The sequence below is a fragment of the Lelliottia sp. JS-SCA-14 genome (genome assembly GCF_035593345.1).
Lineage (GTDB): Bacteria > Pseudomonadota > Gammaproteobacteria > Enterobacterales > Enterobacteriaceae > Enterobacter > Enterobacter wanjuensis.
In genome coordinates this window covers 1925834-1947563 of record NZ_CP141606.1, presented here as the reverse complement: position 1 = coordinate 1947563, position 21730 = coordinate 1925834, and the positions used below count along the sequence as shown (strand labels likewise).

At 54.2% G+C, this 21730-nt stretch carries 24 protein-coding genes; 16 read left to right on the top strand and 8 right to left on the bottom strand.

What is annotated here, in order from left to right:
• The first annotated feature begins 101 nt into the window (after positions 1-101).
• Complete coding sequence (locus U9O48_RS09155; RefSeq protein WP_282494973.1) at positions 102-986, top strand: D-hexose-6-phosphate mutarotase; 885 nt, start codon at positions 102-104, stop codon at positions 984-986.
• Positions 987-1069: 83 nt separating this feature from the next.
• On the opposite strand, the gene U9O48_RS09150 is transcribed toward U9O48_RS09155, so the two are convergent.
• Positions 1070-1816: a MipA/OmpV family protein gene (locus U9O48_RS09150; RefSeq protein WP_324724140.1), complete on the bottom strand. Its 747-nt coding sequence runs from the start codon at positions 1814-1816 to the stop codon at positions 1070-1072.
• A gap of 435 nt (positions 1817-2251) precedes the next feature.
• On the opposite strand from U9O48_RS09150, the gene yeaG reads away from it, so the two are divergent.
• From yeaG to U9O48_RS09135, 3 genes are all read left to right on the top strand, one after another.
• A complete protein-coding gene (gene yeaG, locus U9O48_RS09145) occupies positions 2252-4186 on the top strand; it encodes a protein kinase YeaG (protein ID WP_095281663.1) in 1935 nt (644 codons plus the stop codon).
• A gap of 124 nt (positions 4187-4310) precedes the next feature.
• Entirely contained in the window at positions 4311-5591 is a 1281-nt protein-coding gene (locus tag U9O48_RS09140; RefSeq protein WP_282494971.1) for a YeaH/YhbH family protein, read from the top strand.
• Positions 5592-5705: 114 nt separating this feature from the next.
• Positions 5706-6206 carry a YbaK/prolyl-tRNA synthetase associated domain-containing protein gene (locus U9O48_RS09135; RefSeq protein WP_324724139.1) on the top strand — a complete coding sequence of 167 codons (501 nt, stop codon included), beginning with the start codon at positions 5706-5708 and terminating at the stop codon, positions 6204-6206.
• Between the two features lie 21 nt (positions 6207-6227).
• Here the strand turns inward: U9O48_RS09135 and yoaI are convergent, their stop codons facing one another.
• The gene (gene yoaI, locus U9O48_RS09130; protein ID WP_282494969.1) at positions 6228-6332 is read right to left on the bottom strand and encodes a small membrane protein YoaI; all 105 of its coding nucleotides are present in this window, start codon (positions 6330-6332) and stop codon (positions 6228-6230) included.
• Positions 6333-6543: 211 nt separating this feature from the next.
• On the opposite strand from yoaI, the gene U9O48_RS09125 reads away from it, so the two are divergent.
• Positions 6544-6990 (top strand): DUF441 domain-containing protein, encoded by a 447-nt coding sequence (locus U9O48_RS09125; RefSeq protein ID WP_003857881.1) that lies wholly within the window; start codon positions 6544-6546, stop codon positions 6988-6990.
• Here U9O48_RS09125 and U9O48_RS09120 read toward each other — a convergent pair.
• On the bottom strand, positions 6974-7765 hold the full coding sequence (locus tag U9O48_RS09120) for a helix-turn-helix transcriptional regulator (protein WP_324724137.1): 792 nt from the start codon (positions 7763-7765) through the stop codon (positions 6974-6976). The genes U9O48_RS09125 and U9O48_RS09120 overlap by 17 nt on opposite strands.
• A gap of 99 nt (positions 7766-7864) precedes the next feature.
• Here U9O48_RS09120 and U9O48_RS09115 point away from each other — a divergent pair, with 99 nt between their 5' ends.
• Positions 7865-9052: a CynX/NimT family MFS transporter gene (locus U9O48_RS09115; RefSeq protein WP_324724135.1), complete on the top strand. Its 1188-nt coding sequence runs from the start codon at positions 7865-7867 to the stop codon at positions 9050-9052.
• A gap of 30 nt (positions 9053-9082) precedes the next feature.
• Here U9O48_RS09115 and U9O48_RS09110 read toward each other — a convergent pair whose 3' ends face one another.
• Positions 9083-9790: a CTP synthase gene (locus U9O48_RS09110; RefSeq protein ID WP_285150739.1), complete on the bottom strand. Its 708-nt coding sequence runs from the start codon at positions 9788-9790 to the stop codon at positions 9083-9085.
• Between the two features lie 148 nt (positions 9791-9938).
• On the opposite strand from U9O48_RS09110, the gene U9O48_RS09105 reads away from it, so the two are divergent.
• Entirely contained in the window at positions 9939-10442 is a 504-nt protein-coding gene (locus U9O48_RS09105) for a DUF523 domain-containing protein (RefSeq protein WP_324724134.1), read from the top strand.
• Positions 10429-10782 (top strand): DUF488 domain-containing protein, encoded by a 354-nt coding sequence (locus U9O48_RS09100; protein ID WP_324724133.1) that lies wholly within the window; start codon positions 10429-10431, stop codon positions 10780-10782. Before U9O48_RS09105 ends, U9O48_RS09100 begins: the two co-directional genes overlap by 14 nt.
• Here U9O48_RS09100 and U9O48_RS09095 read toward each other — a convergent pair.
• Together U9O48_RS09095 and U9O48_RS09090 are read right to left on the bottom strand one after the other, a co-directional pair.
• Positions 10768-11073 carry a hypothetical protein gene (locus U9O48_RS09095; RefSeq protein WP_324724132.1) on the bottom strand — a complete coding sequence of 102 codons (306 nt, stop codon included), beginning with the start codon at positions 11071-11073 and terminating at the stop codon, positions 10768-10770. The genes U9O48_RS09100 and U9O48_RS09095 overlap by 15 nt on opposite strands.
• 82 nt (positions 11074-11155) lie before the next feature.
• Positions 11156-11398, bottom strand: coding sequence for a DUF333 domain-containing protein (locus U9O48_RS09090; protein ID WP_324724131.1), 243 nt, complete (start codon positions 11396-11398; stop codon positions 11156-11158).
• A 309-nt stretch (positions 11399-11707) separates the two neighbouring features.
• On the opposite strand from U9O48_RS09090, the gene U9O48_RS09085 reads away from it, so the two are divergent.
• From U9O48_RS09085 to yoaJ, 3 genes are read left to right on the top strand one after another with little or no spacing between them, the layout of a single operon-like run.
• Entirely contained in the window at positions 11708-12736 is a 1029-nt protein-coding gene (locus U9O48_RS09085) for a sensor domain-containing diguanylate cyclase (protein WP_285155573.1), read from the top strand.
• A gap of 42 nt (positions 12737-12778) precedes the next feature.
• A complete protein-coding gene (locus U9O48_RS09080) occupies positions 12779-12877 on the top strand; it encodes a YoaK family small membrane protein (RefSeq protein WP_041689378.1) in 99 nt (32 codons plus the stop codon).
• The gene (gene yoaJ / locus U9O48_RS23335; RefSeq protein WP_107704291.1) at positions 12878-12952 is read left to right on the top strand and encodes a protein YoaJ; all 75 of its coding nucleotides are present in this window, start codon (positions 12878-12880) and stop codon (positions 12950-12952) included.
• Between the two features lie 723 nt (positions 12953-13675).
• Here yoaJ and U9O48_RS09075 read toward each other — a convergent pair.
• Positions 13676-13924, bottom strand: coding sequence for a GlsB/YeaQ/YmgE family stress response membrane protein (locus U9O48_RS09075; RefSeq protein ID WP_154125112.1), 249 nt, complete (start codon positions 13922-13924; stop codon positions 13676-13678).
• 481 nt (positions 13925-14405) lie between these two features.
• Between U9O48_RS09075 and U9O48_RS09070 the strand changes: the two genes are divergently transcribed.
• Positions 14406-15974, top strand: coding sequence for a methyl-accepting chemotaxis protein (locus tag U9O48_RS09070; protein WP_285150742.1), 1569 nt, complete (start codon positions 14406-14408; stop codon positions 15972-15974).
• A 393-nt stretch (positions 15975-16367) separates the two neighbouring features.
• On the opposite strand, the gene U9O48_RS09065 is transcribed toward U9O48_RS09070, so the two are convergent.
• Positions 16368-17030 carry a DUF1120 domain-containing protein gene (locus U9O48_RS09065; protein ID WP_324724127.1) on the bottom strand — a complete coding sequence of 221 codons (663 nt, stop codon included), beginning with the start codon at positions 17028-17030 and terminating at the stop codon, positions 16368-16370.
• 267 nt (positions 17031-17297) lie between these two features.
• Between U9O48_RS09065 and U9O48_RS09060 the strand changes: the two genes are divergently transcribed.
• The 4 genes from U9O48_RS09060 to U9O48_RS09045 all read left to right on the top strand — a co-directional run bounded on the left by U9O48_RS09060 (position 17298) and on the right by U9O48_RS09045 (position 21714).
• Positions 17298-17996, top strand: coding sequence for a fimbria/pilus chaperone family protein (locus U9O48_RS09060; RefSeq protein ID WP_282494958.1), 699 nt, complete (start codon positions 17298-17300; stop codon positions 17994-17996).
• A 19-nt stretch (positions 17997-18015) separates the two neighbouring features.
• Complete coding sequence (locus U9O48_RS09055; protein ID WP_324724126.1) at positions 18016-20460, top strand: fimbrial biogenesis usher protein; 2445 nt, start codon at positions 18016-18018, stop codon at positions 20458-20460.
• Positions 20457-21011: a hypothetical protein gene (locus U9O48_RS09050; RefSeq protein ID WP_285158814.1), complete on the top strand. Its 555-nt coding sequence runs from the start codon at positions 20457-20459 to the stop codon at positions 21009-21011. The genes U9O48_RS09055 and U9O48_RS09050 overlap by 4 nt, the downstream gene beginning before the upstream one ends.
• A gap of 103 nt (positions 21012-21114) precedes the next feature.
• Positions 21115-21714 carry a helix-turn-helix domain-containing protein gene (locus U9O48_RS09045; RefSeq protein WP_282494955.1) on the top strand — a complete coding sequence of 200 codons (600 nt, stop codon included), beginning with the start codon at positions 21115-21117 and terminating at the stop codon, positions 21712-21714.
• Positions 21715-21730 lie beyond the last annotated feature (16 nt).

Below are 21730 nucleotides of genomic sequence, written 5' to 3'. Positions count from 1 at the left end.
GTAACCACATTACTGAAAAAACAGTAACTTATTGAATTCAATATACAAAGAGAGGCCACCTCGGTCGCCTTTTTTTATGCTTAAAGACAGAGGATTGCGTAATGATTCACAAAATTTTTGCACTTCCAGTAGTCGAACAACTTACCCCTGTACTCTCCCGCCGCCAGATTGATGGCGCCGATATTATTGTCGTCGATCACCCGCGCGTGAAAGCCTCCGTCGCCCTCAACGGCGCGCACCTCCTCTCCTGGAAACCGGAAGGCGAAGAAGAAGGCCTGTGGCTGTCAGCTGCGACCTCGTTCAAAAAAGGGGCGGCGATCCGCGGCGGCGTACCGATTTGCTGGCCGTGGTTTGGCCCGGCGGCAGAAGCTGGCCTGCCAGCGCACGGTTTTGCCCGTAACCAGCAGTGGACGCTGAAAGCGCATAACGAAGATGATAACGGCGCAGTGCTGACTTTCGAGCTGCAGAGCAACGATGAAACCCGCAAACTGTGGCCGCACGATTTCACCCTGTACGCTCGCTTCAAGCTGGGTCAAACCTGTGAAATTGAGCTGGAAGCCCACGGCGAATTCGAAACCACTTCTGCCCTGCACACCTACTTCAACGTGGGTGACATTGCGGATGTGAAGGTGAGCGGCTTTGGCGATCGCTTTATCGATAAAGTGGATAACGCGAAAGAAGGCAAACTGAGCGACGGCGTCCAGACCTTCCCGGACCGTACCGACCGTGTCTATCTGAATCCGGAAGCCTGCAGCGTGATCCACGATGCAGCGCTAAACCGTGGCATTGAAGTGGTTCACCATCATCACAGCAATGTGGTGGGCTGGAACCCAGGCCCTGCACTGTCTGTGAGCATGGCTGACGTGCCGGATGACGGGTACAAAACCTTCGTCTGCGTCGAAACCGCGTGCGTCACCGCACCGCAGAAAACCAGCGCAGATAAACCGTCTCGCCTGGGTCAGACCATCAAAATCGTTAAACGCTGATCCTGTTTTTCTGCACCACCATAAAGCAAAAGGGGCGCAAGCGCCCCTTTGTCATACACAGAATGCACGTTAAAAGTGCACAATCAGAAACTGTAGGTCACGCCTGCAGAGAACAGACCGGTCCAGGACTTATCGACCATCGGACTGTCTTTCACTACATCGCTCAGACGGGTATAGCGGGTAGACGCATACAGATTCCAGTCACTGGCAAACTTAAAGCTTGCAGTCAGTTCCAGGTACGGGTTCCATGCGTCGTCAGCTTCGTAGCTGTTCAGGCCACTACGTCTGGACTCTTTATGGGACACCCCATAATAGTAGTCATTGTAGTTTTCGCTGTTGTACTCCACACCGATACCCGGCGTCAGCGTGATAGCGCCGTTGGTATAACGGTACAGCCACGCCAGATCCCAGATAAAGCCGTTGCTGTTATCCAGCGTATCGCCTGCCAGCGCGGTGCGCAGGAAGCCATACTGAGTGTTGTGGACGTAAGACAGGCCTGCCATCAGCGAGCTTCTGCGCTTATCGAGCTGGCGCAGCGCATGGCTGTCACTGTCGCCCGGTTTGAAGTGACGCGGGTCGTAGTAGGCCATAACGGAGAGCTTGTCGGTGTTGTCATTCCACAAGTAATAACCGCCACCCAGACCGCGGAACCAGAAGTTATCGCCTTCATACGTGATGACCGGCACCGGATAAACATCGCGATCGTACTGTTTATACGGGCTGTTGATAACGCCGACGCCTGCGCCAACGGACCACTGATCGGCCGCGTGAGCGGTGCTAACGGACGTGGCGACAAGTACGCCCAATGCCAGAAGTTTGAGTTTGGTCACAATCCATTCTTTCCTGTAGTCAAATAATCAGCGGGTGAAGTGTAACCGCCCTGCCCGCACATCCCAAAATTTTTTGCCTGCTAATGAGTTTAATTAACCGATTATTTTCATCATTTAAGATGACCGGAGGCTTTCATTTCTGTGACGAAGCAATGAAACCCGCACTTTCGTCCCGATTCCCGCGGCAGTTTTTTTGGATGAGTTATTGATATGTCATTGAAATTAGATTCTGAGGGCATGCAAGTTTTGCAAACTCCATCTACGCTTAATTTTAGGAAGATGAATTGCTGAACGCCCGGCGGTTTAGAGCGCAAGACCTGGCACACGGGTTGCTGCTCTGGTACTGAGGTGCGGGGGTGAAGATGCTTCCAGGAGCCTCCACTATTCATACGAACGGCTCTTTTCCTGTGCTAAAAAACGAAAGGACGGCATGCCATGAATATATTCGATCACTATCGCCAGCGCTATGAAGCTGCCAAGGACGAAGAGTTCACACTGCAGGAGTTTCTTGCTGTCTGTAAGCAAGATCGCAGTGCCTATGCCAATGCGGCAGAACGGCTATTGATGGCTATCGGTGAGCCAAATATGGTCGATACAGCCCTCGAACCACGGCTCTCCCGTCTCTTTTCGAATCGTGTGGTTGCACGATATCCCGCTTTTGAAGAATTTTATGGCATGGAAGATGCCATCGAGCAGATTGTTTCGTACCTGAAACACGCGGCTCAGGGTCTGGAAGAGAAGAAACAGATCCTCTATTTACTCGGCCCCGTCGGTGGCGGTAAATCGTCCCTGGCAGAGCGCCTGAAATCACTGATGCAGCGCGTGCCGATCTACGTTCTTAGCGCCAACGGAGAACGCAGCCCGGTTAACGATCATCCGCTGTGCCTGTTCAACCCGCAGGAAGATGCGCAAATTCTGGAAAAAGAGTTTGGCATCCCGAACCGCTATCTCGGCACCATCATGTCGCCGTGGGCGGCGAAACGCCTGCATGAGTTTGGCGGCGACATCACCAAATTCCGCGTGGTAAAAGTCTGGCCGTCGATTCTGCAACAGATTGCGATTGCCAAAACCGAGCCGGGCGATGAGAACAACCAGGATATCTCTGCGCTGGTCGGTAAAGTGGATATCCGTAAACTGGAACACCACGCGCAAAACGACCCGGATGCTTACGGCTATTCCGGTGCGCTGTGCCGTGCCAACCAGGGGGTGATGGAATTCGTCGAGATGTTTAAAGCGCCGATCAAGGTGCTGCATCCGCTGCTGACCGCCACCCAGGAAGGGAACTATAACGGGACGGAAGGTATCTCCGCCCTGCCGTTCAACGGGATCATTCTGGCGCACTCAAACGAATCCGAATGGGTGACCTTCCGTAATAACAAAAACAATGAGGCCTTCCTTGACCGTGTCTACATCGTCAAAGTGCCTTATTGCCTGCGGATCTCCGAAGAGATCAAAATCTACGAAAAACTGCTTAACAACAGTGAGCTGGTGCATGCTCCTTGCGCGCCGGGCACGCTGGAAACGCTGTCACGCTTCTCGATTCTGTCGCGTCTGAAAGAGCCAGAAAACTCCAGCATCTACTCGAAGATGCGCGTCTACGACGGGGAAAGCCTGAAAGATACCGATCCGAAAGCGAAGTCCTATCAGGAGTATCGCGATTACGCCGGTGTCGACGAAGGGATGAACGGTCTGTCCACGCGTTTCGCGTTTAAAATCCTCTCCCGCGTGTTCAACTTTGACCACGCCGAAGTGGCGGCTAACCCGGTCCATCTGTTCTACGTTCTGGAACAGCAGATCGAGCGCGAGCAGTTCCCGCAGGATCTGGCGGAACGTTATCTGGAGTTCCTCAAAGGCTACCTGATCCCGAAATACGCTGAGTTCATCGGGAAAGAGATCCAGACGGCGTACCTGGAGTCCTACTCTGAATACGGGCAGAACATTTTCGACCGTTATGTCACCTATGCAGACTTCTGGATCCAGGATCAGGAGTACCGCGACCCGGATACCGGCCAGCTGTTTGACCGTGAATCCCTGAACGCGGAACTGGAAAAAATTGAGAAGCCGGCCGGGATCAGTAATCCGAAAGACTTCCGTAACGAGATCGTCAACTTTGTTCTGCGCGCCAGAGCGCACAACAGCGGACGCAACCCGAACTGGACCAGCTACGAAAAACTGCGCACGGTTATTGAGAAGAAAATGTTCTCCAATACCGAGGAGCTGTTGCCGGTCATTTCCTTCAATGCCAAAACCTCAACCGACGAGCAGAAAAAGCACGACGATTTTGTCGACCGCATGATGGAGAAAGGCTACACCCGCAAGCAGGTTCGTCTGCTGTGCGAATGGTACCTGCGCGTGCGTAAATCGTCTTAACTGAAGTGCCCGGTGGCGCTCGCGCTTACCGGGCCTACAACGACAGCGATCCGTAGGCCGGATAAGCGTGAGCGCATCCGGCAGACAGGTAGCGCGAAAGTTGGCAATGCAGTACGGGGGGCATATGACCTGGTTTATTGACCGGCGTCTTAACGGCAAAAACAAGAGCACGGTGAATCGCCAGCGCTTCTTGCGTCGTTATAAAGCGCAAATTAAACAGTCGATCTCCGAGGCCATCAACAAACGTTCGGTGACCGATGTGGATAGCGGCGAGTCCGTCTCTATCCCGACGGATGATATTAGCGAACCGATGTTCCATCAGGGACGGGGCGGCTTGCGCCATCGCGTACACCCGGGTAATGACCACTTCGTCCAGAACGATCGCATTGAACGCCCGCAGGGCGGAGGCGGCGGTTCGGGCAGCGGTCAGGGGCAAGCGAGCCAGGACGGTGAAGGCCAGGATGAGTTCGTCTTCCAGATTTCCAAAGATGAGTATCTCGATCTGTTGTTCGAGGATTTGGCGCTGCCAAACCTGAAGAAAAACCAGCATCGTCAGTTAAACGAGTACAAAACCCACCGCGCGGGTTACACCGCCAACGGCGTTCCGGCGAACATCAGCGTCGTGCGTTCTTTGCAAAATTCGCTGGCCCGTCGTACGGCGATGACGGCAGGCAAACGTCGCGAACTGCGCGAGCTGGAAGTCAGCCTGAAAACTGTCGAGAACACCGAGCCCGCACAGCTGCTGGAGGAAGAACGGCTGCGCAAAGAGATTGCCGAATTACGGGCGAAAATCGATCGCGTGCCGTTTATCGACACCTTTGACCTGCGTTACAAGAACTACGAGAAACGTCCGGAACCTTCCAGCCAGGCGGTGATGTTCTGCCTGATGGACGTCTCCGGTTCGATGGATCAGGCCACCAAGGATATGGCGAAGCGCTTTTATATTCTGCTGTATCTGTTCCTGAGCAGAACCTATAAGAACGTGGATGTGGTTTACATCCGCCACCACACCCAGGCCAAAGAGGTGGATGAGCATGAGTTCTTCTACTCTCAGGAGACGGGCGGGACCATTGTGTCTAGCGCCTTGAAGCTGATGGATGAAGTGGTCAAAGAGCGCTACGACCCGGCACAGTGGAATATCTATGCCGCGCAGGCGTCCGATGGCGATAACTGGGCGGATGACTCTCCGCTGTGTCACGAAATACTGGCGAAGAAAATTTTGCCGGTGGTGCGGTATTACAGCTACATCGAAATCACCCGTCGCGCGCATCAAACGCTGTGGCGGGAATATGAGCACCTGCAGGCGATGTTCGATAATTTTGCCATGCAGCATATCCGCGACCAGGATGATATTTATCCGGTCTTCCGCGAACTGTTCCACACGCAAAGTACCAGCAACGCATAATAAACAGCCAGCGCAAAACGCTGGCTGTTTTCTGTTCATCCCTCGCCCGCACGATCAAAATGAAATGTGATAATGTAGACCCTGCATCTCACCAGGTCACAGGGAAAAACAATCATGTCCGAAGCGATCAAAGGCACCCATACTCATCAGCGGCTGATTGCGCTGTTATCCGAACAGGGCGCGCAATACCGGGTGGTGGAGCATGAGGCGGTCGGAAAATGCGAAGCGGTCAGCGAAATTCGCGGGACGGAACTCGGTCAGGGTGCCAAAGCGCTGGTGTGCAAAGTGAAGGGAAACGGGGTGAAAAAGCATATCCTGGCGATTCTGGCGGCGGATCAGCAGGCCGATCTGAGTCAACTGGCCAGCCATTTTGGTGGGATCAAAGCGTCGCTGGCAAGCCCGGCGGAAGTGGACGATTTAACCGCCTGTGTCTTCGGTGCCATCCCGCCTTTCAGCTTTCATCCCGATCTGACGCTGGTCGCCGATCCGCTCCTGTTCGAGCGTTTTGATGAAATCGCCTTTAACGCCGGCCTGCTGGAAAAATCGGTGATCATGAGCAGTGCAGATTATCTGCGTATCGCCCAGCCGGAGCTGGTTGCCTTTCGCCGGTCCTGAACGTCGCGGCTGACAGCGCTGTCAGTCGTGCTTTTCCAAGAACATCACCGACGCCACCAGAATCATCGCGATGGTGAAAAACGTAGACGAGATAATCAGCGTTTCGACAAACATGTGATCGTTCATGTTGATTCCCCTTTTGCTGCCTTTGCTTATTTTTAATCCACACAGATGACAATGGCATGACAATAACAGGTCAGCCGGATGAATAATGTGATGAGGATAAATTCGCCTCAGGCAGCCGCCCAAATTTGAGAGATTTGTCGATAAAAGCCTGTTTACGCACGGCTTTGCGGGTAAAGTAAGCAGGCTTACTTTTTCTGGCAAGGAACCCCTCATGTTTGACCCTACCCTGCTGATCCTGCTGGCGCTGGCGGCGCTCGGCTTTGTCAGCCACAACACCACGGTGGCGATTTCGATCCTGGTGTTAATTATCGTACGCGTCACCCCGCTCAATACCTTCTTCCCGTGGATTGAAAAACAGGGCCTGACCATCGGGATTATTATTCTGACCATCGGCGTAATGGCCCCGATCGCCAGCGGCACGCTCCCGGCATCGACGCTTTTACACTCATTTGTGAACTGGAAATCGCTGGTGGCGATCGCCGTGGGCGTGTTTGTCTCCTGGCTTGGCGGGCGCGGTGTGACGCTGATGAGCTCCCAGCCCTCTCTGGTCGCCGGTCTGCTGGTCGGGACGGTGCTCGGCGTGGCGCTGTTCCGCGGCGTACCGGTCGGCCCGCTGATTGCCGCCGGGCTGGTCTCGCTGTTTATTGGGAAGTCGTAGACAGACTGGCGATATAGCGTGCGGGGGTTTGTCCCAGCCCTTTCTTGAACATGGTGATGAACGCGGTGGTGGAGTCATACCCCAGTGACTGCGCCGCCTGCTGCACCGATTTGCCGCTGATTAACAGCTGGAGCGCCACAATCAGCTGCAGCTGATGCCGCCAGCGACGAAAACTGAGTCCCGTTTCCTTCACCACCAGCCGCGCCAGATTGCGCTCGCTCATGGCAAAGTGGTTTGCCCACTGGGCCAGCGTCTGCCATTCGGCGGGGTGTTCCGCCATGGTTTCGCTCATCATGCGAATTTTCGGGTGCGGTGAAACCGGAAGCTGAAGTTGCTCCTGCGGCTGCTGCGGCACTTCGTCAAACAGCACATCCACCAGCCGGGTCGTCGCCGCAAGCGACAGCTCTTCGGGCGTTTTGGCTGCCAGCGTCAAAATCAGCTCGCGTACCAGCGGGGAAATTTTCAGCGTGCAGCAGCGATCCGGCAGCGTCACCGCGCCGGGCTCGATAAACAGAAAACAGAGCTGCGCGCCGGGCGTGGCTTTGTTGCTGTGCGGAATTTGCCCAGGGATCCACACCGCGTACTGCGGCGGCACCATCCACATCGCGTTTTCCACTTCGCAGGTGATGGCCCCGCGCAGGGCGAGGATCAGCTGACCTTTGCGATGCTGATGGACGGGAATGCGTTGTTCGTCTTCCACCACGCGGATGCGAAACGCCACGGCCGCATCGTGCTGGCTATCAGGATCGTAACCGTCGAGTCTAAGACCTTGCATAAAGTTGTCCGATATGAGCGATAAACTGTCATTTTAGCTTGATTCAAACACCGCTGAAAACGGGTATTGTGTGCCCTCGTTACGATGTAAGAGAAAACCATGACCACTGCCATTCCCTCTTCCGGCAAGGATCGCCTGCTGCTGATTGCCGGTATCCTGATGATTGCCACCACGCTGCGCGTGACCTTTACCGGCGCGGCCCCTCTGCTGGACATGATTCGCCATGACTACGGCCTGACCACCGCCCAGACCGGTTTACTGACCACCCTGCCGCTGCTGGCTTTTGCCCTGATCTCTCCGCTCGCCGCCGGTGTGGCGCGCAAAATCGGCATGGAGCGCAGCCTGTTTATCGCCATGCTGCTTATTTGCGCAGGCATTGGCATCCGTTCGCTGCCCTCCTCCGCGCTGCTGTTTATCGGCACGGCGGTGATTGGCTGCGGCATTGCGCTCGGCAACGTGCTGCTTCCCGGCCTGATTAAACGCGATTTCCCCGGCCAGGTGGCCAAACTCACCGGGGCCTACTCTCTGACCATGGGCGCGGCGGCCGCGCTGGGTTCGGCGATGATCGTCCCGCTGGCGCTGAGCGGCGCGGGCTGGCACGGCGCGCTGCTGATGCTGATGGTGTTCCCGCTGGTGGCGACGCTGCTGTGGCTGCCCCAGTGGCGTCAGAAGCATACCGCCTCATTAAGCGGCGCGCGGGCGCTGCATAACCGTGGGATCTGGCGCTCGGCGCTGGCCTGGCAGGTGACGCTGTTCCTTGGAATTAACTCGCTCATTTACTACGTGATTATCGGCTGGCTGCCGGCGATTTTGCTCAGCCACGGTTACAGCGAAACCGAAGCCGGGTCGATGCACGGTTTGCTGCAGCTGGCGACAGCCGCCCCGGGCCTGGCCGTGCCGTTGCTGCTGCATAAGCTGAAAGATCAGCGCGGCATCGCCGGATTATCGGCCCTGATGTGCGCCGTGAGTCTGGCCGGGTTCTGGTTTGTGCCGGATCAGGCGGTGCTCTGGACGATTGTCTACGGCTTTGGGTCCGGCGCGACCATGATTCTCGGCCTGACCTTTATCGGCCTGCGCGCCAGCTCGGCGCATCAGGCGGCGGCACTTTCCGGCATGGCGCAATCGGTAGGCTATCTGCTGGCGGCCTGTGGGCCTCCGCTGATGGGGAAAATTCATGATACGGCAGGTGACTGGCGAATTCCGCTGATGGCCTGCGCCCTGGCGGGGGTAGTGATGGCGGTCTGTGGGGTGCTTGCCGGGCGCGACCGCGAGATCACGCCCAACTGAGTCTGACGGCAGGCCGGGCGGCCTGCTCGTTTAGCTGCGTGCGGCGTGGAGCATCGCCTGCACCAGCGGCACCGGACGCCCCGCCAGCGCGCCGCGCTCGTGCTGGAACAGGGTGGCGACGAAGAACGGATGCGTCACCAGCTCAACCGCCCGGATTTCACCCTGCTCATCCCAGCCCGTCACGCGCATATCGCCGCTTTCCAGCTCCTGCGTGAACTCAGGCGAGACGCCGTAGTTGCAGTGATACCCCTCTTCAATCTCTTCCCGACCATAGGCTTTGGCGATAATCGTATTGGCGCGAAGCTCGATGGTGTCCGTTTTTTCCACCAGCGAGCAGGTCAATGGCGCGATCACCATTCTGCCGTCGGTGTCGGTTTCCGCGTGGGCCGCATCGCTCCAGCCCAGCACGTTGCGCGCATACTCAATCAGCGCATGCTGGAACCCGCCGCAGGTGCCGAGGAACGGAATGCTGTTTTCACGCGCAAAGCGAGCGGCGATGAAGGCCCCGTCGACATTTTTATAAGGACTTGCCGGAACCAGCCAGATCGCGTCGTAACCCACCAGATCTTCCGGGCTGGTCAGCTCGGGGGTGGCGATCCAGTCGTAATCCGCCGTTAAATCCAGAACGGCAGCGGCATCATCGATGGATAAAGGGATCGCCTGATGGGCGATAACGTCAGGGTTGTAGTCACCGACAAGGGCAATGCGCAGCGTATCTTTTACCGGGGTGTGTTCCATGAGGGGTTCCATATGCCAGAGAATTATCAGATAACATAAGGAACCTCAGCCTACCGATCTTTTGCAGGCTTCACAATACCTTAAATTGGAGGGGGAAAAACTCGGGTGGTATAGTGGTAACGTATTTCCCCCCCTTCTTCGGATCGTTATGAAAACCAAAATTCTGGTCAGCGCCTGCCTGATGGGCCACAAAGTTCGCTATAACGGCAGCGAAAAAGCGGCGATCTCTGCAACCCTCCACCGCTGGCAGCTTGAGCAACGCCTGGTCACCCACTGCCCGGAGCTGGCGGCAGGATTGTCGATCCCCCGTTTACCGGCTGAGATTGTGGACGGCGGCGGAACTGAGGTGATGGCAGGCCATGCGCGAATTCTGGAAAGCGACGGCAGCGATGTTACCGCGCACTATCAGCTTGCCGCCTGGCTGGCGTTACGCGCCGCTCAGGAGGGAAAGTGCAGCGCCGCGCTGCTCACCGACGGCAGCCCGACCTGCGGCAGCGAACAGATCTACGACGGCACGTTCAGCGGGCAAAAACGCCGTGGAATGGGTGTCGCCGCCGCGTTGTTACGTGAACATGGTATTCAGGTATTTTCCGACAACCAGCTTGCAGAGCTGATCGCCTGGGTTGAGGAGAGAGACAATGATTCAGTGTAAACGGGTGTATGACGCGGCGAGTCCGGACGACGGCTATCGCATTCTGGTCGACCGGCTGTGGCCGCGCGGCGTCAAAAAAGAGGATCTGGCGTTTGATGAGTGGTGCAAAGCGCTGACGCCTTCAAGCGATCTACGCAAAGCCTTCCACGGCGAAACCATTGATTTCACCGCTTTTCGCGAGGCGTATCAGCAGGAGCTGGACCAGCAACGAGACGAGGGAAAACGTGTGGCCGCCCTCGCCCAAAAACAGACCGTGACGCTGCTCTACGGCGCGAAGAATACTCAGCAGAATCACGCCCTGGTGTTAGCCGACTGGCTGCGTCAGTTAGCTGTAGGTTAACTCGTCGAGTGTTTCGGAGGCGTCGTCCGGCGTCAGCGGCAGGAGATGTTCCGGTCGCACAAACGCGAACCCATGCTGATTATCGACAGCAAAAACATCGCCGGTAACCAGCCACAGGGCGCGGTCGGCGCTGGCAGGCAGTTCGGTCATCACGCCGTTGACCGGATTGAGAAAACGCTCGCCTGGCTTGCAGAGTTCAAAAAGCTCAACGGATTTGCCGATATTGCGCCGCCCGGCGGCGGTGCGGGCGCCAATGACCATGCACAGGCTGCCCGGTTTTAACTGGAACATACTTCTCTCGCGGTAAGGGTTATCAGCCCCGGGGACTGAGATAATTCTTAAAGAGAAGTGTATCGCAGTCGCGCCTTGACTGTCACGTGGCAGGCGTGGGGTGATCGCGGCGGAACAGATCCCACTCGTCAATCACTTCCCCGCCCGGCAGTTTGCACTCGGTGCGAACGCCCTGCGGACTTTGTACCGGAACGCGCTCTCCGCCCTTCTTCACGCAGTAGACGGCAGCAGGATTCGCCATACCGATTTGCGGCGGTTTTGGCGCATCGGGAGGGGTCGAACAGGCGGCTAACGGCAGAGCCATCGCCAGCAGCAGATATCGCATCGTATTGTCCTTTCTGTTTGCAGAGCGTAAAGCGTACCGACTCTTCGGCGTTTTCTCCATGATTTCTCCATTAAACCTGCACTTTTTCACCCTATAGTGGCTGCGTTCTCAATGACCAGAGAACATCATTCCGTAATCAAGATGTCTTTTGCCCTGCCCTCAACGGCGGGGCTTTTTTTCGCCTGCCCTGCGGCACCTGCCGCGACAATATATAAAATTTCCTGTATTCGTGTTCTACTATGCCCCAGCCGAAAAATTCAGCACAACATGCAGATACTGGCGTCTTCTGCATGGGAGTCTACCTACGTCATGTCGGATATTATTCTTGCCCGTGTTTCAGAAACCCTCGCAACCGAACAATCTCTTGAAAGCCTGGTGCGTCAGCTCCTGGAGATGCTGGAGATTGTCACCGATATGGAATCGACCTATCTGACGAAAGTCGATATCAATGCGCGTTTGCAGCACATTCTTTACGCCCGCAACAGCAAGCAGATGCAGATCCCCGAGGGGCTGAGCGTGCCCTGGGGCGATACCCTGTGTAAGCGCGCCATCGACAGTAACTGCTTTTTCAGCAACGAGGTGGCGGAACGCTGGGCGGATTGCGACGCGGCCAAAGCGCTGGGTATCACGACCTACGTGAGTATTCCTATTCATCTGGCCGATGGGTCGCTGTACGGTACCCTCTGCGCGGCCAGTACGCAGAAACAGACCCTGAGCGACCGCGGTGAGCAGGTGCTGCAGCTGTTTGCCGGTCTCATCGCCCAGTACATTCAGAAAGAGTCCTTAGTCATTCAGCTGCGCGAAGCCAACGCGGCCCTGATCGCCCATTCGTATACGGATGCGCTGACCGGTTTACCCAACCGCCGCGCGATTTTTGATAATCTCAATACCCTCTTCTCGCTGGCGCGTCATCTCAAGCGCAACGCCATTATCGCCTACATCGATCTGGATGATTTTAAGCTCATCAACGATCGCTTTGGTCATGAGACTGGCGACCAGTTTTTAGTAGAAGTGGGTAAGCGGCTGACCGACGGGCAGACAGAAGATGATATCGTGGGCCGACTCGGCGGCGATGAGTTTTTGGTGGCGTGTCTGAGTAAGGGCGATAACGCGGCCGACAACGCGCAGATAAATATTCTGCGCACGCAGATCGGAGCGTCAATTGCCGGGGAATACTGGCTCGGCAACGTGCATCTGGTTTATCCTGGCGCAAGCCTGGGCGTAGTCGAAGTCGATCCTGCCGATACCGATGCTGACAGCGCGCTGCGCGCTGCGGATACGGCGATGTATCGGGAGAAAAAAGGCAAAAGCAAAACGCGCTTTCTCCCGGAGGAGTAACCCCGTACACTCTGCGGGCAAGGAAACCTTAGAGGTGATGTGATGAGGATCGGAATTGTTTTCCCGGTCGTGATTTTTATCACGGCAGTGGTCTTTTTAACGTGGTTTTTTGTCGGCGGTTACGCCGCGCCGGGGGCGTAAATGCGCAAGACAACCATTATTATGTTGATCGTCGCGGTAGTGGCTGTGGCAGGCACCCAGCTCGGCTGGTGGTGACCTCTGCAAACGAAAAAGGCTGCCCGATGGCTAATGCCAGTCAGTTAAGCAAAATAATGAATTTAAATTCATTATTTTGCTTGCTCAGGACCTTTATGGCTTCAGTGGAATTGTTCCGTTCACTTTCGTTCCTCTGCTTCCGGTCCATCTCTCTGCGGTGAACGTGCCAGGGTGGCTCAATCGCCACCACCCTGGCAACCCCGGCTCCCGGCCAAGAAAATCGCCGCTTCGCGGTGCCTTCGTCTTATTCCTTTCGGCTGACGGGGACGGGCGCAGGTAACATCCCTGTAAGTCGCGCCCTCGACGCACATCCCTGTGCGTTGCCCCTGCCTCCAGTCAACGCCTCAGCGATTTTCAGCCGGACTCCCGCTCCCTCAACCTTCACAGCTGTCTGCATGTGGCGCCGGTGTGGGTCCCCGCTGAAATCGGCGAACCGGAGGCCAGATGACAAGGGCTGGACGCCAGGGATGGCGGCCAGAGGCGAAACGAGACAGGAAGTCGAGTCGAGCCGACCGCAGGCAGCTGGCCGGGAGGTGAGCGCAGTGCGAAGCACCGATTTCTTTGCGGGGCGCGGGGATTGAAAAGGGGGCCGCGTGGCCCCCTTTTCACGTTCACAGGTTGTGAAGCGATTATATTCTGCGGAACATAAGGTGAACGGAATAACCTCAGGTGCTTAACTGACCAGCATTAGCCCGATGGCAGCCTTTTTCACGTTTCTGACGCTTAGCTTTTGATTTTTCTGTAGATAAACAGAACGACCAGCGCGCCGATCACCGCAACAGCAAAGCTGCCGAAGTTAAAGCCATCGACTTTACCAAAACCGAACAGGGTGCTGATCCAGCCGCCGACGACGGCGCCCACGACCCCCAGTATCACTGTGACGAAGAACCCGCCGCCATCTTTGCCCGGCATGATCCACTTCGCCAGAATCCCCGCAATAAGCCCAAAGATAATCCAGGATAAAATTCCCATAGCTTTCCTCTCTGTATGGTTTTTGTCATTAAATCAACGACACAGAAAAGGATAGCACAGGATCACCAAAATGAAATTTGTGATAAGGATCACACTGCCTGACTGCGCGTTTTATCAGCAGTAAAAAAATACTGCGCCACACAAAAGATGGGGTTGCAACTTTAGTTGAGAAAGATTATCTTTCTCAACACTGGATAGTTGAGCAAAACACTCAGGTATTCAGTACGACATTGCTCACATTGCTTCCAGTATTTCTTGCCCACTTTATAGTGGGCTTTTTTTTTGCGACATCGCGCCCCGCCTGACATACGCATCCGGATCATCAAGTTTAAATCTCGCTTTTCCCCTCAGAAAAAACAGTAAACGTCATATTTTGGTTTTGGGCTGCTTTTGCTGTTTCTGCGAATCAAGACACCTCCCCCCGTGCCGATAACCCTTCCAACATTGATGGTACTCGCTACAGGTTACAAAGGGGTTTATTGTGAAAAATATTAAAATCAGCGTCGGGCTGTTGATCGTTCTGACGACATTTACGCTCATGCTCATTCTTTCCAGCGGCCTGGGGCTCTACTTCCTCCACCGCAGCAACAGTGATATTCAGACTCTGAGTTACAACGCCGGAGAGCAAAAGGCGCTTAACAACGTGCGTAACGCCATTTTGCGCGCGCGAGTTATCATTGATACTGCCGCTCAGGCCAAAACTCACGGCGATGATATTGACGAGCCGGGTATCCAGGAGAGTATCCGCAAAGAGATGCAGACCGCTGCCGAGCAGTATCAGCTGTTTGTGCAGATCCCAGGGCTTTCAACCATTCATCCCGAAGTCGGCGAGAGAATGAAAGACCGTTACGACCAGCAAATGGGCGTGATTACGCATAATGCGGGCCTGGTGATCAATGTGAACGATCCGCAGGAGCTGAAGTCCGCGTTAGCCAAATATGCCGAAACCACCCAGCAGGTTCGCCAGGCCTGGGATGATGAATATCGCTCTTACATTGATACCACACAGAGCAATCTGGACGGCGTCATCAGTTACAGCAACAGCTCCTATCACTTTGCCCTGTATGTGATGATCGCCATGCTGGTGGTGGCTGCCGTCTTGTTCTTTGTGATCAACGGCTGGATGCGCAAAATGTTAGTCCTTCCGCTGCAGGAAGTGGCTGAGCATTTCGAGTTTATTGGTAAAGGCGATCTGACCGGGGAAATCCACGTCGAAAACAGCAATGAAATTGGTTTGCTGTGCGCCTCGCTGCAAACCATGCAGGCCGAGCTGAACTCCACCGTGGTCTCTATCCGTCAGGGCGTTGAGTCGATCAATATCGGCACGCAGGAGATTTCAGCGGGCAACAGCGACCTCTCCCGTCGTACCGAAGAGCAGGCAGCCGCCGTCGTGGAAACCGCCGCGAGCATGGAGCAGATCACCTCTACGGTGAAACTGAATACCGACAATGCGCTTGAAGCGGCACAGATGGTGCAGAATGCCGCCGGTATTGCCAACGAAGGCGAAGAGCAGATGCGCGGCATGATGAAGAAGATGGAAGCCATCAGCCAGAGCGCCCAGAAGATGGTTGAGATTATCAGCGTTATCGACAGCATCGCGTTCCAGACCAACATTCTGGCTCTTAACGCCGCAGTAGAAGCCGCCCGTGCCGGTCAGTCCGGACGCGGTTTTGCGGTGGTCGCAGGGGAAGTCAGAAACCTGGCCCGCCGCTGTACGGACTCCGCTAAAGAGATCACCACGCTGATTAACGAATCACGACTCTATATCGAAGAAGGCGCGGAGCTGGCGAATAAAACCAGCCAGACCATGCTGGATATCAGCGGGGCCGTCAGTAAGGTCAACGTGATGATGGAGAACATCGCGCTGGCATCGGAAGAGCAGAGCCGCGGCGTGGAACAAATCCGCATCGCCATCACGCAGATGGATCACGTTACGCAGCAAAACGCCGCGCTGGTGGAAGAAGTGGCGACGACCGCATCGGGCGTGAATGGCCAGGCAAACCTGCTGTCACAGTCCGTAGCGCTGTTTAAAGTGAAGGATATTTTCTAAACCGGCTGTCCGGGAGCAAAGTTGCTCCCGGATCCGCGTGAGAACATCGTGATGGATGAAAACGGTTAGCAGAATATTGACGCTCAGTGATGGTGAATTTCACCATTGCTGTGCTTAGGCCCTATTCGTCCTGCTTCAATTAAGATCTCTTCTATCAACTCCTCCAGACACTCCCGCCCGTGATGATCGCAGACCAGGTGTACCTGACGAGAAATCTCCTCCGTTTGCATCCCATCGCATAACGCCGATTTCAGCATTACCGATGCCCACCGTTTGGCTTCAGAATGAGTCAACATAACCCCTCCCGCTATAGGTTACCTGTTTAAGCGTAGCTACAAGAAAGTTAATCGCCAGGGTTTTTGACCGGTAAAATGCAACACCTTTTTACAGGGCTTAGAGATAGACCAGGCTTATCGTCGCAAGCCCTTCATACGGCTGGTCGTCCGTCAGCGCCAGGGTTTTGCGGCTTTGCACGATGGGATGGACTGACAGTTCCACTTCGGCGGTTTCAACGGCCAGCGGATGGGTGAAATCCTGAGTATCGGAAAAGGCCGCCAGATTGCTGCCGCTGTTTGAGGCGCGGGTTGAGCTGGAGGCCAAATTCCAGTCAGCGCCGTTATTGTCAGAGAAGATCGTGCGGGCCGGGGCATTATTGACCACTGGCGTGTCGGGGCCGACCAGGTAGAGGTAATAGTGGCCGATATTCACGCCCCCTGCTGCTTTGCCGATGCCAAATCCGTAAGTGGCAATATCCGCGCTGCCGCCGTCCAGGGTATCGCTGCGGTCATCCTGAAAGGTGAAGGCTAACGCGACAGGTTCAGAACAGGTAATGTGGAGGCTGATATTGCGCGTATCCAGCCCGCTCGGGGTGTCTTCGTAGAGGTGATCCACGGGAAATCCGCCAAAATCCAGCAGACCACCGTTATCCAGCGAAGGTGTACAGGAGCCCATTACCAGCATGGCCTGGACTTTGATAATCGCGGTATCTGCGGCCATGACATCAGGTGAAAGCAGCAGCGGGACAACCGCTGTTGCACGCATTAATGATTTTATCATTGCCAGTTCCCATTTTGAGCACGGGTAAATACAGCATCCATATTATGAATACCCTTAGTGAATCTGTTCAGAAGTTAATGATATACGGCTGTTTTTCTATTTTGCAAATAAATAAATCGCAAAATCGGACTCCAAATTGACTTTGTTTTTGGTTTATTTTCGAGCTGATTTTAACAGTGCACCTAATTAGAATGCACGGCATCGGATAGCGATGTTCGTCATCAACCTCCGCCTTTTAATATAATTTAATTACCGACTGGAGATAATATGGTTCACCTGAAAAAATCAGCAAAACTCATTACATTATTACTTATTATTAAATCCGCCGCCGCACTGGCCACGGGTATGGTTCCAGAATCCTCGCTGCTTATTATTGAAGAGCAGGATAAAGGCGGTAGCATTAATGTTAAAAATACCGACCCGCACCCTTCCCTGCTGTATACCAATATTGTCGATATTCCTGGGGATACAGGTACGCATCTGACCGTCACCCAGCCCGTCACCCGTGTCGAAGATGGACAGACCCAACAGCTGCGTTTTATTCTGGCGACCGATGCCCCATTAACAACAGAACATTTGAAGCGCGTGACCTTTGAAGGTATTCCACCGAAAATAAAAAGCGATCACAGCCGGGTGTCCATTAATATTCGTCAGGATATTCCGGTACTGATTCATCCGGCAAGTCTTGCGGTCGTAAAAGATGCCTGGACACTGCTGAAATGGTCTGCATCCGGTAACACAGTTACTGTCAAAAATGACTCTCCTTACGTGGTGCGTATGGCTGAAAATCTGGTGGCTCAGCCTTCAGGTACGCAAATGAAAATTAAGCAGACTTATATTCTTCCAGGTCAGACGCTGACTGCTCAGGCAAAAACATCACTTGCCGGAGATAGCCAATTAAAATTCTTCCCGGCCAGTCGCTACGGCATTGATGTCCCAAGCTACACCGCCACTCTGAATAAATAATCTAACCGAGTATTCTGAGATGGTTTCGTTATCGCGTCGTTATTTATCGTTAGCCGTACTGTGCTGCCTGTATCCGGTTCTTTCCTCGGCGACTGAAGCTCCGCTGGAATTTAATACCAGCATCATCAAAGATCGTGGGCTTGATCCTTCACTGGGTCACTATTTTGCCTCTACTCCGAAATTTACGCCCGGCGTAAAAATGGTCACCGTGGTGGTGAATGGCGAGAGAAAAGGAAAGGTATCCGCAACTTTTGGCCAGGATGGCCAGCTTTGTGCCACCACCCCTTTTCTGCAGGGAGCTTCGTTAGTGGTGCCGCATGAAGTAACAAAGTTCAGCGATGACGAAAAGAGTAATGCCTGTTTCGACTATACCAAAACCTTCCCAGGCACAGTGATTACTCCCGTTCCTGCACAGGAAGAGCTGGATCTGGTCGTTCCGCAAGAGGCCATTGATACAACAGGCGAAGGCGATCAGGCCAAAGATTACAGCACGGGCGGTACGGCAGGCATTCTCAATTATACCGCTTTCGCGACGCAAAACAGGTCTGACAGCGGCAACAGCGAGACTAAGCAACTGATGCTGGAAGAGGGTTTGAACGTCCATGACTGGCTGTTTCGCAGCAGACAATCCCTGGCAGAGAATGACGGCACGCGTACCACCGATAACCTTTACGCCTATCTGCAGCATACGCTTGTTGATAGTAAGAAATTATTCCAGGCGGGTGAAATCAACACTGGCGGCACGATTTTCGCTGGCACCGCCATTTCAGGTATGCAGATCATGCCGGAAGAAGCACTGAGCCCGGAAGGCAGCAGCGGTGTGGCTGTTTCTGGTATTGCCCGCACAGCCCAGGCGCGTGTTGAAGTCCGCCAGGGAGGCCGGATGGTCTATTCCACTCTGGTCCCCGTGGGTCCGTTCACTCTGAACGATGTTCCGATTATTCGCAGCAATGCCGAACTCGATGTCACGGTCACGGAAACCGACGGCAGTAAAAGCCATTTCGTGATCCCTGCTGATGCGGTGAACAGTCATCAACTGACCAGTCCGTCAGGCCTTTCTGCCGCCGTGGGCCGCTATCGCAGCAACGGCGACGGGGAGAGTCAGCCGATGCTGGCGACCCTCTCCGACGGCTGGCGGGTCAAACCCTGGCTGAATATCGGTACCGGCGTGATGACTGCACAGGGCTATGACTCTGCGGCTATCACGCTGGATACCTTACCCTTTAATAAAATGCTGCTATCGGCCACTTTTAAGGCGTCGATGGATGAAGAGCATGGCGTAAAAGGACGTAGCAGCACCTTGTCAGCCAGCTACGCCTTGTCCGGCCAACTGACGACCGATGTCAGCATGACGCGTTATACCCAAGGCTATCGCGAACTGGAAGATTCTCTTGAGGATGATTTTCAGCAGTACGAAGGCCAATACTCTGCAGGGATGCATTACTCCCTGTCAAATTTGGGTTCCTTTAATCTGCGTTACTCAAAGAACCAGGGTACAGAAGGAACCGAAGGCAGCGAATTTGTGAACGCCTCATGGGGTAAGTCATTTGGCCACATGAACCTGAACGTCAGCTGGCAGCGCTCTGTGAATCAGAAAAACGATGATCAGGACGATGGTCGCAACGAGAGCGAAGACAACGGGGACACGGTGTTTGTGAATATCAGCATGCCCCTTGGCGGTCAACACGTCAGCGCCTACTCGCACACCATGCATCATGAGACCAATACCGGACTGCAGACCAGCGGGGATATCAGTCAGAGCACCAGTTATTCCCTGGCGGCCGAGCGCGATCTGGCCGATCGGGAAAACAGCTTCAGTGGCTCGATCAACAGTAATCTGCACTACACCCGACTGGGCGTTAGCGCCGGAACCGATGGTCAAGATGGTCGTAACTATGGTGTGGCACTTTCTGGTGGCGTGGTTGCGCATGATAGCGGCGTAACCTTCTCACCCTGGCCGGTTAAGGACACATTCGCCATCATCGATGCGGGTAAAGATTTGGCCGGAACGCGAATCAACACCCCAGCGGGTGATGTCTGGACCGATCATTGGGGCAAGGCCATCGTACCTTCCGTTAATCCGTACCACAAAGTTCGAGTCGAACTGGACAGTAATAGTCTTCCGCAGGATGTGGACGTCGAGAACGGTTTCAGTGAACTGGCAGCAGGTCGCGGAGCCGTCGGGCACGTAGCGTTCAATACGCTGCATGTCCACCGGGCCATGATCCGCGTGCAAATGGCAAATGGTAAGACCCTGAAAAAAGGCAGTACCGTGGTTGATGGTGACGGTAACTACGCTGCCACGGCAGTGGACGATGGCCTTCTGTTTATGGAAGACGTTTCTGCCAAACCGGCGCTTTATCTCACGAACGAAGATGGTGTGAACGTATGCCAGATCAGTTACGCCCTGGCAAAAGGTGGCGAAAATCAGACTTATGAAAATATCAACGGGGTATGCAAATGAAAATCCAATCCATCATTAAATTCACGCTACTGGCGGGATTACTCTGCGCAAATGCTGCCCGCGCCGAATGCGACGTCACCGTTTCTGATACGACTGTTGATTACGGCAAGCTCAGCAACAACGACATTACCAGCCATCGCGGCGGTGTCTATACGCTGGATGATCGTGAGGTCAGAGTGAATGCTATTTGCAGTGAACCGCAAGCGATGGCGCTGTTCATTAGCGATGATTCTGGTGAGCGACGGTTTCGCTTTGGAGACAACGGAGATATTCTGATCTCTGCTCAACAGGCGGTGCTGGACGGTAAACCCGTTGATCTCGGTAAGACTCTGTCCCATGGCTCCTTTGTCCCTAAGCAAGAGAGAAATCGGAAAAAGGTGCTGGTGCTGAATAACGACGGCCTGCTTCCTGTTCGTAACGGTGAAGTGCCTGCCGGTCAGCAATTCTCTATACTTTTGCATATTCGACCCGCGCTTAAGCAGGGGATACATTCCGTCCAGGATGAAACGAACTTGATGACCAACCTGACGGTTCAGCTTGAGGGCCAGTAATAAAACTGCATATGCATCAGGTCGTATCTATGTGGCTATCAAGTCACACCTCCTTCTGAATATAGGCTACCATTAACGGCAACAGTGACGAGTGGAAAAAATCATGTTAAATCCCAAGGAACATATTCAGCTCTTAATTGACAACTTATCACAACAAGAAAATATATTTTCTAAACGTAAAAACCAAATTGTCACAATGGATGGTTTCACGGAAAGAAATATACTTATATTCCATGAGGGTGTAATTTCAGGCTGTCGTCCAAGTGATGACCGTCTGTTAGTTAACTTTAGCGCCCCGCGAATTTTCGGCATCAACCTCTACTTCGATACCACATATCTCTATTTTCGTGCCTGCACTGACATTCGTTATGAATTTCTACCATTCGTAGAGGCAGAGAAAATCATCAATGATAAAAACCTGTGGCAAGGTGTCTCCGTCAACCATATGACAACCATCGCTAACATGCTGAAGTATGTTAACAATATGGCTGGGGTATCCAGCTATGCCCTGGTGATTAACTGTCTGTATCAGCTGCAGGCAGAACCTGAAATTATTCGTTTACGTCGTACAGCAGCTGATTATATTGTCGATAAAAGCGGGCTATCGCGCAGCACAGTGATGAAGATGCTGGCCCAGTTTAAGGCCGAAGGTAAGATATTGCTCAGCAAGGGCTTGCTGATGGATGTGAAGAACCTCGAGTAATCAGCCTTATAACTCA

Bases quoted from the DNA above. Each gene is read 5' to 3' on its own strand.
- U9O48_RS09155 (WP_282494973.1), top strand. From the start codon at position 102: ATGATTCACAAAATTTTTGCACTTCCAGTAGTCGAACAACTTACCCCT.
- yeaG (WP_095281663.1), top strand. From the start codon at position 2,252: ATGAATATATTCGATCACTATCGCCAGCGCTATGAAGCTGCCAAGGAC.
- U9O48_RS09140 (WP_282494971.1), top strand. From the start codon at position 4,311: ATGACCTGGTTTATTGACCGGCGTCTTAACGGCAAAAACAAGAGCACG.
- U9O48_RS09135 (WP_324724139.1), top strand. From the start codon at position 5,706: ATGTCCGAAGCGATCAAAGGCACCCATACTCATCAGCGGCTGATTGCG.
- yoaI (WP_282494969.1), bottom strand. From the start codon at position 6,332: ATGAACGATCACATGTTTGTCGAAACGCTGATTATCTCGTCTACGTTT.
- U9O48_RS09125 (WP_003857881.1), top strand. From the start codon at position 6,544: ATGTTTGACCCTACCCTGCTGATCCTGCTGGCGCTGGCGGCGCTCGGC.
- U9O48_RS09120 (WP_324724137.1), bottom strand. From the start codon at position 7,765: ATGCAAGGTCTTAGACTCGACGGTTACGATCCTGATAGCCAGCACGAT.
- U9O48_RS09115 (WP_324724135.1), top strand. From the start codon at position 7,865: ATGACCACTGCCATTCCCTCTTCCGGCAAGGATCGCCTGCTGCTGATT.
- U9O48_RS09110 (WP_285150739.1), bottom strand. From the start codon at position 9,790: ATGGAACACACCCCGGTAAAAGATACGCTGCGCATTGCCCTTGTCGGT.
- U9O48_RS09105 (WP_324724134.1), top strand. From the start codon at position 9,939: ATGAAAACCAAAATTCTGGTCAGCGCCTGCCTGATGGGCCACAAAGTT.
- U9O48_RS09100 (WP_324724133.1), top strand. From the start codon at position 10,429: ATGATTCAGTGTAAACGGGTGTATGACGCGGCGAGTCCGGACGACGGC.
- U9O48_RS09095 (WP_324724132.1), bottom strand. From the start codon at position 11,073: ATGTTCCAGTTAAAACCGGGCAGCCTGTGCATGGTCATTGGCGCCCGC.
- U9O48_RS09090 (WP_324724131.1), bottom strand. From the start codon at position 11,398: ATGCGATATCTGCTGCTGGCGATGGCTCTGCCGTTAGCCGCCTGTTCG.
- U9O48_RS09085 (WP_285155573.1), top strand. From the start codon at position 11,708: ATGTCGGATATTATTCTTGCCCGTGTTTCAGAAACCCTCGCAACCGAA.
- U9O48_RS09080 (WP_041689378.1), top strand. From the start codon at position 12,779: ATGAGGATCGGAATTGTTTTCCCGGTCGTGATTTTTATCACGGCAGTG.
- U9O48_RS09075 (WP_154125112.1), bottom strand. From the start codon at position 13,924: ATGGGAATTTTATCCTGGATTATCTTTGGGCTTATTGCGGGGATTCTG.
- U9O48_RS09065 (WP_324724127.1), bottom strand. From the start codon at position 17,030: ATGATAAAATCATTAATGCGTGCAACAGCGGTTGTCCCGCTGCTGCTT.
- U9O48_RS09060 (WP_282494958.1), top strand. From the start codon at position 17,298: ATGGTTCACCTGAAAAAATCAGCAAAACTCATTACATTATTACTTATT.
- U9O48_RS09055 (WP_324724126.1), top strand. From the start codon at position 18,016: ATGGTTTCGTTATCGCGTCGTTATTTATCGTTAGCCGTACTGTGCTGC.
- U9O48_RS09050 (WP_285158814.1), top strand. From the start codon at position 20,457: ATGAAAATCCAATCCATCATTAAATTCACGCTACTGGCGGGATTACTC.
- U9O48_RS09045 (WP_282494955.1), top strand. From the start codon at position 21,115: ATGTTAAATCCCAAGGAACATATTCAGCTCTTAATTGACAACTTATCA.